The following is a 13,449-nucleotide window of genomic DNA, read 5'->3' as shown; positions in this document are numbered from 1 at the left end:
GACCATTTTGGGCACTGCGGGTGCATGCCATCCGCAGCCGGGCGCTGCACACTTCCGACTTGCTGCACCAACACGACGGGACGACACCATGGCTATCGACTACGACGCGCCACGAGGCATCGAGATCGACGATGTCGACGCCGACTCGCTGGATAACTTGGCGGCCCGACGCAGCCAGGCCCAGCCCGGCGCCGAGATCGACGTCGACGAGTCAGAAGCAGCCGAATCTTTTGAACTACCCGGCGCCGACCTCTCGGGCGAGGAATTGTCGGTGCGGGTCATTCCGAAACAGCCAGACGAATTCACCTGTTCCAGGTGCTTTTTGGTCCACCATCGCAGCCGTCTCGTCAAGGACCACGACGGGGCAATGATCTGCCGCGACTGCGCCGCCTAGCCCAGACCTGCCGCCATACTGTCCCACTAATCTATGTGTAGAGGTTTATATTAGCTGCGTCTGAAAGGTACGAGATATCGCAGCGGCTGAGTGCCCGGCTGAATACCCGCGGGCGCCCGGTCGTGCGCGGAATGAGGCTGCTGCGCTTGCGCGACTATACATGTCGTGGTATCACAAAGCTGTGTCTATGGACATAGATTACCTAACTCGACTCTGAGGTGCGAAATGGTGCTGATGCGTACAGAAGCGCCCCGCGAACTCGACCGGTTCGCCCAGCCGGTACTGGGGACCGCCGCCCGGCCGGCGGCCGTGCCGATGGACGCCTGGCGACGCAACGGAGAGGTCATCATCGAATTTGATCTGCCCGGCGTGACGCGCGATTCACTTGATCTCAAGATCGAGCGCAATGTGCTCACCGTCCGCGCCGAGCGCCCCGACATCGGCCAAAACCGCGAGGTCCTTTCCGCGGAGCGAGTGCGCGGCTTGTTCACCCGCCAACTGGTTCTCGGGGAGAACCTCGACACCGACAAGATCCGGGCGCGCTACCACCGCGGCGTGTTGCGGGTGGCCATCCCTCTGACTGAGCGGGCCAAACCGCGACGCATCGAGATCAACCGCCGCCGGGCAGCCGATGGAGGGTCGAGGGCGGTTGGGCGAGCGCCACTGTGGCGGCGCCTGTGGCCGCGGAGGTAGCAGTACTGTTCAAGCGCGGCAGCCTGATTCGGAGCGGTTTCCCGACTCGGTCACCGTGATTCTGCGTGCATTGGCGCTATGTGCCTTGGGCAGCTCGACCTCCACGAGGTAGGCGTCGTTGGTTCGGTGACATCGGCCGCCGGCATCCAGGCGCACTCGTCCGGTCAGCCAGCGAGCGCCGATTGCACTAGGCGATTTGTGCATGCAGCTCGTCGAGCTCGCGCAACGGGCGCCATGTGTAGGGCTGGCCGGAATAACGTCGTACGGGCAACGTCATCGGTCATTTCCTATCTGTATGCGGGGCTTCGGCAACGGGCTTGTCCTCATCCGTGTCTGGTGCCGGCGGCGGTGCCGGAAAGGGCGTGGTCGACCCAGCTGCGCAGCACCGTCGCCGGAGCCGCGCCGGAGTGCCGCGCCAGGATCTGCCCGCGGTCGACAAGCAGCAGGATGGGTACCGATTGCACCGCGAATCGTCGTGCGACCGCGGGTGCCGCGTCCACGTCGACCTTGACCAATTTCAACGCGCTGGCGCGCTCGGTGGCGAGCTGTACCAGCGCGGGGCTGACCATGCGGCAGGGCGCGCACCAGCTGGCCGAAAAGTCCACCACGACAGGCACTGTCGAACTCGCGACTACATCGGCGAAGTCGCGGTCGCCCGCTGCGGCGATCCAGGGCAGCCACTGATGGCATTGAGCGCACCGTGGTATCCCGGGGCCGCAGGCGGGCACGCGGTTGCGCTGCCCGCAGTTCGGGCAAGTGGCGACGTTCGTGTCCGTCGTGTGGTCGGGCGGCCGCTGCGGTTCGGGGTAAGGTCCCATGGCTCCTCCTGCGTACCGGAAGTCTGGCAACGGCCACTGCGTGCGCGCGTGCTCCTGCGGAGTCGAAAAACTCCGCGGCGGCTCGTCCTGGCAGCACGAGCCCTAAACCATTCGGGGGTCCCGCGCCGTTCGCCCAAGGCGAACAAACCAGGCGCGGCGCATAGATATGATTTGTTCTGACCCTGCATGCTGGTTGAACTTCCAGCCGCAGCAGTGGGAGCGGCCACAGCGCTCAGTACCGATTCGCTGATCGCGCTGAATTGCTTGACCGAATGCTGGTGTGCCATCAGCAGCAGCGGCTAGCGCCCGGGATGCAAGGGAAACGCGTCGAAGCGGATCGCCCACCGGCTAATTCACGGACAACCATCCATCCGCCACCTCGAGGTCGGCAGCAACCTTCGGGAATGACTCGACGCCGCCGGCCGGATTACCGCCGCCCTCACCGAATGCTCGGCCTCACCCTAGCCAACGAACGAAATGAACACCGAAGCCAATACCGTAAGAGAAGGTGCGGAGATCGTCGATGATTCTCGCGGTCTGGCCGAACTTGCAGCGATCAGCTTCGACCAGCTCGACGCCGAGGAAATTCTGGCGAAGGCCGCCACCGCCGTTTCCGCGCTGACACCGTGCCGGGTAGAAGCCACCTACCGTTGTGTTGGCGGCGCCCCCACCAATTGCCCAGCCGCACAACCACAACGCACGGACATCGAAAGCCAGCTGCCGAAATGCCGGATCGATGGGCGGGTGGCGTTGGCCAACGCGCCAGCACTGCTTACTGCTCACACTGTTGGCTCAGAAGATGGGCGCGGCGTTGGCGTGGGCCGAAAGTCGCGCCCAGGGCGCGGGTTTGGCGCGTCGGCTCGATGAGACCCACGGCATGCTCAACGACGCGCAGCAGCGGCTGCACGGACACACCACCATGCATCAAATGCTCGTCGGCGCCCTGGCTTCCGGTGCCGGTGAGCAAGGCATCACCGCGGCCCTCAACCAGGTAACAGGCCTTGCCATCTGCGCCGAAGACCGCTTCGGCAATCTACTGGCATGGTCTGGGCCCGGCCAGCCCGCACCGTATCCCAAGCCGGACCCCGATCGTCGACAACGGCTGATCACGATGCTGGCGGGGGGCGAACAGCCCGATGCGCTTGAAGAACCGGGTGGCCACGGTGGTGCGCTCGCATGCCGAAGTCCTTGGTGTGCTGTCGCTTATCGATCCGCACCAGCATGCCGGCGACGCACAACTGGAGGCGCTCGAATACGCCAGCACCCTGCTCGCCATGGAGCTTTCTTATCGCCGAAGCCTCGCCGAGCAAGAGCTCGCTCTGCGTCGCGAACTCGTCGACGACCTGTTGGGGGGAACCGACGCGTCGGGGGCCTATGCCCGCGCCGCGGCCCTCGGGCACGATCTGCACGGCCCCCAACACGCGGTGCTGGTGTACCACCCCCACGCCACCGATACGACCTTGGCTGCCGCTGCGCGCCAGGCGGCCACGGCATTGCACCTGCGCTATCTGCATGGCCGGCACGACGGCATGGTGGTGTTGCTCGTCGACAACCGGCCCGATCCGAGCGCGTTCTACGCCGCCATCAGCGATCGGCTGGGCGACGATGCCACGGTGATCGGGATCGGCTCGCCGTGCCAAGATCCGACCGAGATCCCCGAATCTGTTGCGAAAGCTGGTCGCGCACTGAACCTTCGGCTGCACTCCTCGGACCCGCCGGGCGCATCGGCTTACGACGAACTGGGCTTCTATCGCCTGGTGGACGCCGCCCAGCACAGCGGGGCCGTCGAGGACTATGTGCACGAATGGCTGGGTGCACTACTCGAATACGACGAGAACAAAAACTCCGATTTCGTCGCGACGCTCAGCGAGTACCTCGAGCGCGGCGGCAACTACGACGAAACCGCCGCAGCCTTACACATACATCGGAGCACGTTGCGCTATCGTCTGGCCCGCATCGGCGAGGTGACGGGCTATGACCTGCGTGACGTCGACACCCGGTTCAACCTGCACGCCGCCACGCGGGCCTGGCGCTTCCTGCGGCCCCGGCCTTCCAAGCGAGGCGATGCCGGCCGGCTAGGCCGCTGATCCCGTTACGGCTAGGCCTCACAGGTCAATTGCCGCGAATATGGTTGAATCCGACGGGACGGTGTCGCTCACCGCTGCACCGCGCATACTGGGTCCGCACAGCCGGGACGCGTATAGTTCGGCGCACCCACTGAAGCGCGCCAACGGCATGATCCCGGGCCCCGGCCGGAGGCTCGATGAGTCCAGGATGTTACCCGTCAGGGGGAGAGCCCAACCCCCTCACGGTGCAGGTACAACGGCCTGCGGCGGGCACGAGCGTCATCCAGGTGAATGGCGAGCTGGTTTCCGACGGGACAGCAGCGATGCGACGGGCTGTCGCCGACGAGCTGCTCAGCTCACCGGGCTTGCTGGCGCTCGATCTGAGCGGAGTGAACCGCATCGACGGGGACGGAATCGATGCGCTGACATCGGCGGCGACCCAAGCCGGTGAATCCGACATCGGCCTCTGTCTGGTCGGCGCACACAAAGGGCCCAGTGCCGCGGCGCTGGCGGCCGCCGACTTATCGGAACTCGTCGAAATCGTGCCGACGCTCGACGACATCTGACGGTGACGGCCGCTGCGTCGTCAGCCCGCGATCTGGGTCTGCTGGTACAGCACCAGCTTCCAACCATTCTCGGTGCGGTGGTAGACGCTGGACATGGCGGCGACGAAGGCCGGCTCGTCCTCGCCGCGGTAGCCGGTACCCGTGTACACCAGCGCCGCGTTGTCGTCGTCGGCGCGGATCAACCGCACATCGGCGATTTCGTATGTGCGCCAGGGCGGGGACTCGGACAGCGCCGATACCACGGTGTCGCGATCCATCACCATGCCGTTGGCGGCCACCATGACCGCGTCGGGCAGCATCACGTCGCCGTAGAAGCGCGAGCCCGTCCCGTCGCACAGCGAATCCCAGCCTGCCCGTTCAAGTTTCAGCAACGCATCGAGCATGCCGTTGTCAGTCATGCGGCCTAGGGTATCGACTTTCGCGGTGGCTCAACGGGGTAAATTTCGGTGGCGAGCACACGCACCGCGTCGACCAGTCCCCGTGTCAAATCTTTGCCGGACCTGTACGCCGCCGCGGCCGCCGCGACTGCGCGCGGTGCAGCGGTTTGGGCTCCGCGTCCCCGCAGACCTTCTCCGTAGACCACTTCGATCGCATGCCGGTTCGGGTCGACCGCCACCAGCACCGCCTCGTTGGGTGTGGGCACCTTGGCCAGAATTTGGCGGGCACGCGCCGCACTGTGTTCTCCAAGGTCACCGACGTAGACCGCGAGCCGCGCCGTGCAGTCCCGGGTGCCATAGGTCAGCGCATCGTCCAGGGCGACGAGATCCATGGTTTTCAAGGGATAGCGCCGCGTTGCCTGGGCCGGCTCGGCCGCACCCGAGATCCGGCCACTGGCGGTGACCACGAAGCCGGGCGGCAGCTCGCGTTTCTCCATCGCTTCGGTGATGGTGGCCATGTACCCAGTTGCCACAGGCGTCGCCTCCGATCGGTTTGTCTTCCGGGGCCACAGCATTGCGCATTCGGTCAGGTGCGCCACTCACATGCCAGCACGAATCCGGAGCCGCTTTTTAGGCCTTGCGGGAGCACGCAGTCGGCCGACGCGGTTGCCACACTCGGAAGTCATGGTGACCCCACGCGGCATGTCGCCGGCTGACACAGCCGCCACACTCGGCACAGCGACAGCAACCCGATATCGCCAAATCAGCTGCGACCTCGGCATTTACCATGCTCCGCAACGCCATTCAGGAGAATTGAACCCATGCCCACAGGCAAGGAAACCCAAGACGCGGAGGCCGACCGGCTGAACAACGTGTCGCAGCCACTGGGGTACGCGGTGACCTGCCAACCCGGCGGCGGGCAGGGCGATGACGAGACCGGCCATCGCCGGTTCACCGTGCACCGGGTGGACCACCCCGTCGCACATGGCCCCAGCTACGCTGGCCGGCCCACTGTTGGACCGGCCGGCGAGAAACGCCAAAACCGCTGAGCCGCTGCAAGACTGGCCGCCCGCCTTGCCTTTGCCCGCCGATCAGGCGGATGTGCGCGCACCGGTACCCAGTCCGGGCTAGGCACCACAGCCAGGCAGGCCGCGGCCCGGCTCATAGCGGTGATCTGATCACCTCCCCAACCACCCGCAGCGGATGCGCCGTCCGCGCAGACTCGCGCGGACGGCTGCCGCCACCATGATCGGTTAGGCGGCGCTGATGGCTTGCTGAGCGCCTGACTGGATGGCGATCTTGCGCGGCTTGGCTTGTTCTGCCACCGGGACCGCCAGCCGCAGCACCCCGTCGGTGTAGTCGGCGCTGATGGCGTCGGTGTCCAGCTGGTCACCGAGGAACAGCTGTCGACTGAACACCCCGTACGGGCGTTCTGCGGTCACCCAGTCGTGGCCCTCCTCCCCTGGGTAGGGGCGCTCGGCCTTGACCGTCAACGCGTCGTGATCCACGGTGATGTCGATCGAGTCTGGCTTGATGCCCGGCAAGTCGAGCTCCACGACGTACTTGTCGCCTTCACGCCAGACATCCATCGGCATCGCCGCAGGACGGGTGGCGGTGCCGACCGTGGTCCCCCATAGCTGCTGGGTGAGTCGGTCCAGGTCACGGAACAGTGGTTCAAACCTCAGCATCGTTACCACCTCCTTCATCGCCCGAAGATCTGTTCTTTTCGCCACAGAAAACCTCTTACCACAGAGCTATATTCCCGGTGGCACGAGAAAAATCCAAAAATTTTCGCGGCCGGGCCGGGCGCACCGCCGCCCTGGCCGTGCGACGACGGGTACGGTCATGGCTGCGCAGCTTGGTACCACCCGCAACGACACAGGAGCTGCCATGCCCGCAGCCGACGCCGCCACCATCACCGCGGTGGCCGATCAGCTCTTCGCGGCGATCGAGAACAGCGACACGGCGACGGTGGCCCGGCTGTGGAGTGACGACATCGCGGTCTGGCGAGTGGGCGCCGGCCGGGATCGCGACAAGGTGCGTGCGCTGCGAGTCATCGACTGGTTCATCGGCGCGACGGCGCGACGCCGCTACGAGATCCTGGACCGGCAGCTGTTCGCGGGCGGATTCGTCCAACAGCACATCCTGCACGCCACCGGCCACAACGGCGGCTCGATCGCCATGCGGGTGTGCATCGTGATTAAGTTGGGAGCCTCCCCTAACTCTCAAGCTCTGATCAGCCGTATCGATGAGTACTTCGACCCAGCCGAACTCGCCCCGCTGGTGAGTTAGCTGCAACGGAGGCGCAGATGACTACCGTAGAAACGCTGCTGAGCGATCCGGACACCGCCGGGGTGTGGAATCTGGTCCCGGACCGCTCCACCGTCGCCTTCAAGATCAGGAACTTCTGGGGCCTGATGAACGTCAAGGGCCAGTTCACCGACGTCAGCGCCGACGGGCAAGTCACCGGCAAAGGCGCGGTCTTCGGCCGCCTCGACATCCAGACGGCGTCGCTGCGCACCGGCATCCGCAAACGCGACGAGCACCTGCGCTCGGCCGACTTCTTCGATGTCGAGCGTTTCCCGGAGATCAGCGTCGTCGTCACCGCCGTCCAGCCCGGGACCGGCAACGCTGCCGATCTGCGGGCCACCTTCACCATCAAGGGGATCAGTGAGCCGCTGCCGCTGCCGGTCCAGGTCACTGTGCTCGGCGACGGCTCGGTGCGCATCACCACGAAGATCAAGATCGACCGGACGCAGTTCGGCCTCGGCTGGAATCGGCTCGGGATGATCGGCAAGACGGCCACCGCCGCGGCCGACGCCTACTTCGTCCGCGGGCGTTAGCCTGATTGCCCGACTCCTCTTTCGGGCCGTTACCCGGCCCTCATCGTCGTCGGGCTAGGCTCTGCACCGTGGCCGCCACCGACGCGCTCCGGATCCTCGTCTACAGCAACAATGCGAAAACCCGCCAGGACGTGATGCTGGCACTCGGCAAGCGGATCCACCCCGATCTGCCCGAGCTGAGCTACGTCGAGGTAGCGACCGGACCGATGGTGATCAAGCAGGTCGACGCCGGCGGCATCGACCTGGCCATTCTCGACGGCGAGGCCACCCCGGAGGGCGGGATGGGTATCGCGAAACAGCTCAAGGACGAGGTCGCCCACTGTCCGCCGATCGTGGTGCTCACCGGGCGCCCCGACGACGCCTGGCTGGCCAGTTGGTCGCGGGCCGAGGCCGCGGTGCCGCATCCGGTCGATCCCATTCAACTCGGCCGCACAGTGGCGGGCCTGCTGCGTACCCCCGCCGCCTGACGAACGCGAATCACCGTAGCGCCGTAGCTTTTTCGCGGCAGCGCCGCCACATCTGCATGCGCTTGACCGGCTGTGGCCGAGGTCACATCCGAACCCCTGAGCGGAGTGGCACACACGATCGCTAGGCTGTGGTTGAGGTCACAGGAGACAGCCACGAGGAGCAGCGCCGCGCGATGAATCTCTACACGCCGATCCTGGTGCTCGGGGCGATCGCCGCCGCTTTCGCGATCTTCTCGGTGGCCGTGGCGCTGGTGGTGGGCCCGTCGCGGTACAACCGGTCGAAGTTGGAGGCCTACGAGTGCGGGATCGAACCCGCCCACCAGCCGGCAAATGCGCCGCACGCGGGCAGCGGACAGCGGTTCCCGGTGAAGTATTACCTGACCGCGATGCTGTTCATCGTCTTCGACATCGAAATCGTGTTCCTGTATCCGTGGGCGGTCAGCTACGACGCGCTGGGCGTGTTCGCGCTCGTCGAAATGGTGGTGTTCATGCTCACGGTGTTCGTCGCCTATGCGTACGTGTGGCGTCGCGGCGGCCTGACGTGGGATTGAGGTAGGGCGTGGGCCTGGAAGAGAAACTGCCCAGCGGTTTCCTGCTGACCACCGTCGAGCGACTGGCGGGGTATTTCCGGAAGAACTCGTTGTGGCCGGCGACATTCGGATTGGCCTGCTGCGCCATCGAGATGATGTCGACGGCTTCGCCGCGATTCGACATCGCACGCTTCGGCATGGAGCGGTTCTCCGCGACGCCGCGGCAGGCCGACCTGATGATCGTCGCCGGCCGGGTCAGCCAGAAAATGGCGCCGGTGCTGCGCCAGATCTACGACCAGATGGCCGAACCGAAATGGGTACTGGCGATGGGCGTATGCGCGTCGTCGGGCGGAATGTTCAACAACTACGCGATCGTGCAGGGTGTGGACCACGTCGTCCCGGTGGATATCTACCTGCCCGGCTGTCCACCCCGCCCCGAGATGCTGCTGTACGCAATCCTGAAGCTGCACGACAAGATTCAGGAGATGCCGCTGGGCGTCGACAGGGAGCGCGCCATCGCCGAAGCCGAAGAGGCGGCGCTGGCGGCCAGGCCCACGATCGAGATGCGCGGACTGCTGCGATGAGCCCACCCGACCAAACCGGCCGCACCGACGAAGAAGTAATCGACGTCCGGCGTGGCATGTTCGGGGTCTCCGACAGCGGTGACACGTCGGGATACGGCAGACTCATCCGGCAGGTCGCGCTGCCGGGCAGCAGCCCGCGACCCTTCGGCGGCTACTTCGACGAGGTGGTCGACCAGTTGGCCGAGGCGTTGCAGGCCAACGGCGTCAAATTCACCGATGCGATTGAGAAAGTCGTGGTCTACCGCGAGGAGCTGACCCTGCACGTGCGCCGCGAGATGCTGCCGCAGGTCGCCCAGCGGCTGCGCGACGAGCCTGCGCTGCGCTTCGAGCTGTGCCTGGGCGTCAACGGGGTGCACTACCCGCGCGAGACCGGCCGCGAACTGCACGCGGTGTACCCGCTCAAGTCGATCACCCACAACCGTCGCGTCCGGCTGGAAGTGGCTGTGCCGGACGCTGATCCGCACATCCCGTCGCTGTTTTCGATCTATCCCACCAACGACTGGCACGAGCGGGAGACCTACGACTTCTTCGGCATCATCTTCGACGGCCACCCGTCGCTGACCCGCATCGAGATGCCCGACGACTGGCACGGTCACCCGCAACGCAAGGACTACCCGCTCGGCGGCATCCCGGTGGAGTACAAGGGCGCCCAGATCCCCCCGCCCGACGAGCGGAGAGCCTACAACTGATGAGCGAAGCAGGCGAAACGGTATTGATGGCCGGCGGCGACGACTGGGAACAGGTGGTCCAGGCCGCTCGCGATGCAGATCCCGGGGATCGCATCGTCGTCAACATGGGCCCGCAGCATCCGTCCACCCACGGCGTGCTGCGGCTCATCCTGGAGATCGAAGGCGAGACGGTCACCCAGGCCCGCTGCGGAATCGGCTACCTGCACACCGGAATCGAGAAGAACCTCGAATACCGGTACTGGACCCAAGGCGTCACGTTCGTGACCCGAATGGATTACCTGTCACCGTTTTTCAACGAAACCGCGTTCTGCCTCGGCGTGGAGAAGCTGCTCGGCATCACCGATCAGATCCCGGAGCGGGTCAACGTCATCCGGGTGATGATGATGGAACTCAACCGGGTTTCGTCGCACCTGGTGGCGTTGGCGACCGGCGGCATGGAGCTGGGCGCGATGACCGCGATGTTCCTCGGCTTCCGGGAACGCGAACTGGTGCTCAACCTGTTCGAGTCGATCACCGGTTTGCGGATGAACCACAACTACATTCGCCCCGGAGGTCTGGCGCAGGACCTGCCGCCGAACGCGGAGAGCGAGATCGCCGACTTTCTGAAGCTGATGAGCCGTCGGCTCAACGACCTGGAGAACCTTCTCAACGAGAACTACATCTGGAAGGCCCGCACCCAGGGCATCGGCTACCTCGACCTCGCCGGCTGCATGGCGCTGGGCATCACCGGCCCGGTGCTGCGCTCGACCGGGTTGCCGCACGATCTGCGGCGAGCCGAACCGTATTGCGGCTACGAGAACTACGAATTCGACGTGATCACCGACGACGGCTGTGATGCCTACGGGCGCTACATGATTCGCGTCAAGGAGATGAGAGAGTCGCTGAAGATCGTCGAGCAGTGTCTGGACAAGCTCAAGCCCGGGCCGATCAGGGTCGAGGACCGCAAGATCGCCTGGCCCGCCGACCTGAAGGTCGGGCCCGACGGGCTCGGCAACTCGCCCGAGCACATCGCCAAGATCATGGGCAGCTCGATGGAAGCGCTGATCCACCACTTCAAGCTGGTCACCGAGGGCATCCGAGTTCCAGCCGGCCAGGTCTACGTCGCGGTCGAATCACCACGCGGCGAGCTGGGTGTGCACATGGTGTCCGACGGCGGCACCCGCCCGTACCGGGTGCACTACCGGGACCCGTCGTTCACCAACTTGCAGGCCGTCGCCGCGATGTGCGAAGGCGGCATGGTCGCCGACGTGATCGCCGCGGTCGCCAGCCTCGATCCGGTCATGGGCGGGGTCGACCGGTGACGGGGCCACAAGGCGAGCCGGTGTTCCTCCACCTCGGTCCGCCGCCAGAGGAGCCCGGACAGTTCGTGGTGGAGGGTGCCCCCGAGTCGTATCCGCCGGACGTCAAGGCGCGGTTGGAGGTTGACGCCAAGGAGATCATCGGCCGCTACCCCAATGGACGCTCGGCGTTGCTGCCGCTGCTGCACCTGGTGCAATCCGAAGACTCCTATTTGACGCCGGCGGGTTTGGAGTTCTGCGGCGAGCAGCTCGGACTGACCGGAGCCGAAGTGGCGGCGGTGGCGAGCTTCTACACGATGTATCGCCGCGGACCCACCGGCGACTACCTCGTGGGCGTCTGCACCAACACGCTGTGCGCAGTTATGGGCGGCGACGCGATCTTCGAGTCCCTCAAAGAACACCTCGGCATCGACAATGACCAGACCACCGAGGACGGCAAAGTCACACTGCAGCATGTGGAATGCAACGCCGCCTGCGACTACGCCCCCGTGGTGATGGTCAACTGGGAGTTCTTCGACAACCAAACCCCGGCTTCCGCACGGGAACTCGTCGACGGGCTGCGCTCCGGTGAGCCCCCGCGGCCGACCCGCGGCGCGCAGCTGTGTCCGTTCCGGCAGACCGAGCGGATCCTGGCGGGCTTTCCCGACCAGCGCCCCGACGACGGTCAGGGTGGCGCGGGCGCAGCCACGTTGGCCGGTCTGCGCGTCGCCCAGGAGCGCGACATGCAGGCACCCCCCACCGGGGACGGTGAATGATGGCCGCCCCCGTGCGTTTAACGCCGGTGCTCAGCCGCTACTGGGACGACCCCGAGTCGTGGACTCTTGACACCTATCGCCGCCACGACGGCTATCGGGCACTGCAAAAGGCCCTCGAGATGGAGCCCGACGCGGTGCTGCAGACCGTCAAGGACTCCGGACTGCGCGGCCGTGGCGGCGCGGGTTTCGCGACCGGAACCAAATGGTCGTTCATCCCGCAGGGCGACGAAGGGCCGGCCGCCAAGCCGCACTATCTGGTGGTCAACGCCGACGAATCCGAGCCGGGCACATGCAAAGACATGCCGCTGATGCTGGCCACCCCGCATGTGTTGATCGAAGGCAGCATCATCGCCGCCTACGCGATCCGGGCCAGCCACGCCTTCATCTATGTGCGCGGCGAGGTGCTGCCGGTGATACGCCGGCTGCACAACGCGGTCGCTGAGGCTTATGCCGCAGGCTTTTTGGGCCGCGACATCGCCGGCTCCGGCTACGACCTGGAGATGGTGGTACATGCCGGCGCCGGCGCCTACATCTGCGGCGAAGAGACCGCGCTGCTCGATTCGCTGGAAGGCCGGCGCGGTCAGCCGCGGCTGCGGCCGCCCTTCCCGGCGGTGTCCGGGCTGTACGCCTGCCCGACGGTGATCAACAACGTCGAAACCATCGCCAGCGTGCCGCCCATCATTCTCAACGGCGTCGACTGGTTCCGCTCGATGGGCAGCGATAAATCGCCTGGCTTCACGCTGTATTCGCTGTCGGGCCACGTGACCCGGCCCGGCCAGTACGAGGCACCGCTGGGCATCACCTTGCGCGAGTTGCTCGACTACGCCGGCGGGGTCCGCAAGGGGCATCGGCTCAAGTTCTGGACGCCGGGCGGCTCGTCGACGCCGATCCTCACCGACGAGCACCTCGACGTGCCACTCGATTACGAGGGCGTCGGCGAGGCCGGCTCCATGCTGGGCACCAAGGCGCTCGAAATCTTCGACGAGACGACGTGCGTGGTGCGCGCGGTGCGGCGCTGGACCGAGTTCTACAAGCACGAGTCGTGCGGCAAGTGCACGCCGTGCCGGGAGGGCACGTTCTGGCTGGACAAAATCTACGCCCGGCTGGAGACCGGCAAGGGCACCGCCGAAGATTTGGACAAGTTGTTCGACATCTCCGACACGATCTTGGGTAAGTCGTTCTGCGCGTTGGGCGACGGCGCGGCCAGCCCGGTGATGTCGTCGCTGAAGTACTTTCGCGACGAGTACGTCGCGCACGTCGAAGGCGGCGGCTGCCCCTTCGACCCCCGAGAGTCCATGCTCACGAACGGAGCTGATGCGTGACCGCGCCGGCGACGATGCAGAGCGCAAGCGATGGGGAGGAGCGGCGC

General features: G+C 65.8%; 19 protein-coding genes. 15 read left to right on the top strand and 4 right to left on the bottom strand.

Annotation, left to right across the window (positions count from 1 at the left end):
- Positions 1 to 88: 88 nt before the first annotated feature.
- Positions 89 to 394 (top strand): DUF4193 domain-containing protein, encoded by a 306-nt coding sequence (locus AWB95_RS04160; RefSeq protein ID WP_062539735.1) that lies wholly within the window; start codon positions 89 to 91, stop codon positions 392 to 394.
- A gap of 225 nt (positions 395 to 619) precedes the next feature.
- A complete protein-coding gene (locus AWB95_RS04155) occupies positions 620 to 1,087 on the top strand; it encodes an Hsp20/alpha crystallin family protein (RefSeq protein WP_099539479.1) in 468 nt (155 codons plus the stop codon).
- 323 nt (positions 1,088 to 1,410) lie between these two features.
- Here AWB95_RS04155 and AWB95_RS04150 read toward each other — a convergent pair whose 3' ends face one another.
- The gene (locus AWB95_RS04150) at positions 1,411 to 1,905 is read right to left on the bottom strand and encodes a thioredoxin family protein (RefSeq protein WP_062538786.1); all 495 of its coding nucleotides are present in this window, start codon (positions 1,903 to 1,905) and stop codon (positions 1,411 to 1,413) included.
- A gap of 477 nt (positions 1,906 to 2,382) precedes the next feature.
- Here AWB95_RS04150 and AWB95_RS22900 point away from each other — a divergent pair, with 477 nt between their 5' ends.
- The 3 genes from AWB95_RS22900 (at position 2,383) to AWB95_RS04135 (ending at position 4,537) form a co-directional block, all read left to right on the top strand.
- Positions 2,383 to 2,772, top strand: coding sequence for a hypothetical protein (locus tag AWB95_RS22900; RefSeq protein WP_139818453.1), 390 nt, complete (start codon positions 2,383 to 2,385; stop codon positions 2,770 to 2,772).
- 269 nt (positions 2,773 to 3,041) lie between these two features.
- Positions 3,042 to 3,992, top strand: coding sequence for a PucR family transcriptional regulator (locus tag AWB95_RS04140; RefSeq protein ID WP_062538784.1), 951 nt, complete (start codon positions 3,042 to 3,044; stop codon positions 3,990 to 3,992).
- A 224-nt stretch (positions 3,993 to 4,216) separates the two neighbouring features.
- Entirely contained in the window at positions 4,217 to 4,537 is a 321-nt protein-coding gene (locus AWB95_RS04135) for an STAS domain-containing protein (protein ID WP_338016593.1), read from the top strand.
- Positions 4,538 to 4,557: 20 nt separating this feature from the next.
- Here the strand turns inward: AWB95_RS04135 and AWB95_RS04130 are convergent, their stop codons facing one another.
- Entirely contained in the window at positions 4,558 to 4,935 is a 378-nt protein-coding gene (locus tag AWB95_RS04130; RefSeq protein WP_084706952.1) for a nuclear transport factor 2 family protein, read from the bottom strand.
- A 5-nt stretch (positions 4,936 to 4,940) separates the two neighbouring features.
- Positions 4,941 to 5,447 (bottom strand): DUF5130 family protein, encoded by a 507-nt coding sequence (locus AWB95_RS04125; RefSeq protein WP_062538789.1) that lies wholly within the window; start codon positions 5,445 to 5,447, stop codon positions 4,941 to 4,943.
- 288 nt (positions 5,448 to 5,735) lie between these two features.
- On the opposite strand from AWB95_RS04125, the gene AWB95_RS04120 reads away from it, so the two are divergent.
- Positions 5,736 to 5,963: a hypothetical protein gene (locus AWB95_RS04120; RefSeq protein WP_062538783.1), complete on the top strand. Its 228-nt coding sequence runs from the start codon at positions 5,736 to 5,738 to the stop codon at positions 5,961 to 5,963.
- Between the two features lie 204 nt (positions 5,964 to 6,167).
- Here the strand turns inward: AWB95_RS04120 and AWB95_RS04115 are convergent, their stop codons facing one another.
- Positions 6,168 to 6,602, bottom strand: a complete 435-nt coding sequence (locus AWB95_RS04115; protein ID WP_084706954.1) for an Hsp20/alpha crystallin family protein — start codon at positions 6,600 to 6,602, stop codon at positions 6,168 to 6,170.
- A gap of 202 nt (positions 6,603 to 6,804) precedes the next feature.
- On the opposite strand from AWB95_RS04115, the gene AWB95_RS04110 reads away from it, so the two are divergent.
- From AWB95_RS04110 to nuoF, 9 genes are all read left to right on the top strand, one after another.
- Positions 6,805 to 7,206 (top strand): nuclear transport factor 2 family protein, encoded by a 402-nt coding sequence (locus tag AWB95_RS04110; protein ID WP_062538782.1) that lies wholly within the window; start codon positions 6,805 to 6,807, stop codon positions 7,204 to 7,206.
- Positions 7,207 to 7,223: 17 nt separating this feature from the next.
- The gene (locus AWB95_RS04105; RefSeq protein WP_062538781.1) at positions 7,224 to 7,757 is read left to right on the top strand and encodes a YceI family protein; all 534 of its coding nucleotides are present in this window, start codon (positions 7,224 to 7,226) and stop codon (positions 7,755 to 7,757) included.
- A gap of 68 nt (positions 7,758 to 7,825) precedes the next feature.
- Entirely contained in the window at positions 7,826 to 8,224 is a 399-nt protein-coding gene (locus tag AWB95_RS04100) for an Rv3143 family two-component system response regulator (protein ID WP_062538780.1), read from the top strand.
- A 173-nt stretch (positions 8,225 to 8,397) separates the two neighbouring features.
- On the top strand, positions 8,398 to 8,775 hold the full coding sequence (locus tag AWB95_RS04095; protein ID WP_062538787.1) for an NADH-quinone oxidoreductase subunit A: 378 nt from the start codon (positions 8,398 to 8,400) through the stop codon (positions 8,773 to 8,775).
- Positions 8,776 to 8,783: 8 nt separating this feature from the next.
- Positions 8,784 to 9,338, top strand: a complete 555-nt coding sequence (locus AWB95_RS04090) for a NuoB/complex I 20 kDa subunit family protein (RefSeq protein WP_062538779.1) — start codon at positions 8,784 to 8,786, stop codon at positions 9,336 to 9,338.
- Positions 9,335 to 10,027, top strand: coding sequence for an NADH-quinone oxidoreductase subunit C (locus tag AWB95_RS04085; RefSeq protein ID WP_062538778.1), 693 nt, complete (start codon positions 9,335 to 9,337; stop codon positions 10,025 to 10,027). The genes AWB95_RS04090 and AWB95_RS04085 overlap by 4 nt, the downstream gene beginning before the upstream one ends.
- Positions 10,027 to 11,328, top strand: a complete 1,302-nt coding sequence (gene nuoD, locus AWB95_RS04080) for an NADH dehydrogenase (quinone) subunit D (protein ID WP_062538777.1) — start codon at positions 10,027 to 10,029, stop codon at positions 11,326 to 11,328. Before AWB95_RS04085 ends, nuoD begins: the two co-directional genes overlap by 1 nt.
- Positions 11,325 to 12,080, top strand: a complete 756-nt coding sequence (gene nuoE, locus AWB95_RS04075; protein WP_062538776.1) for an NADH-quinone oxidoreductase subunit NuoE — start codon at positions 11,325 to 11,327, stop codon at positions 12,078 to 12,080. Before nuoD ends, nuoE begins: the two co-directional genes overlap by 4 nt.
- Complete coding sequence (gene nuoF / locus AWB95_RS04070; protein WP_062538775.1) at positions 12,077 to 13,402, top strand: NADH-quinone oxidoreductase subunit NuoF; 1,326 nt, start codon at positions 12,077 to 12,079, stop codon at positions 13,400 to 13,402. Before nuoE ends, nuoF begins: the two co-directional genes overlap by 4 nt.
- Positions 13,403 to 13,449: the final 47 nt, after the last annotated feature.

Source organism: Mycobacterium celatum, from assembly GCF_002101595.1.
In the GTDB taxonomy this organism is placed as follows: Bacteria; Actinomycetota; Actinomycetes; order Mycobacteriales; family Mycobacteriaceae; genus Mycobacterium; species Mycobacterium celatum.
The sequence above is the reverse complement of the archived record's forward strand: the minus strand, read 5'-3'. Positions and strand labels throughout refer to the sequence as shown.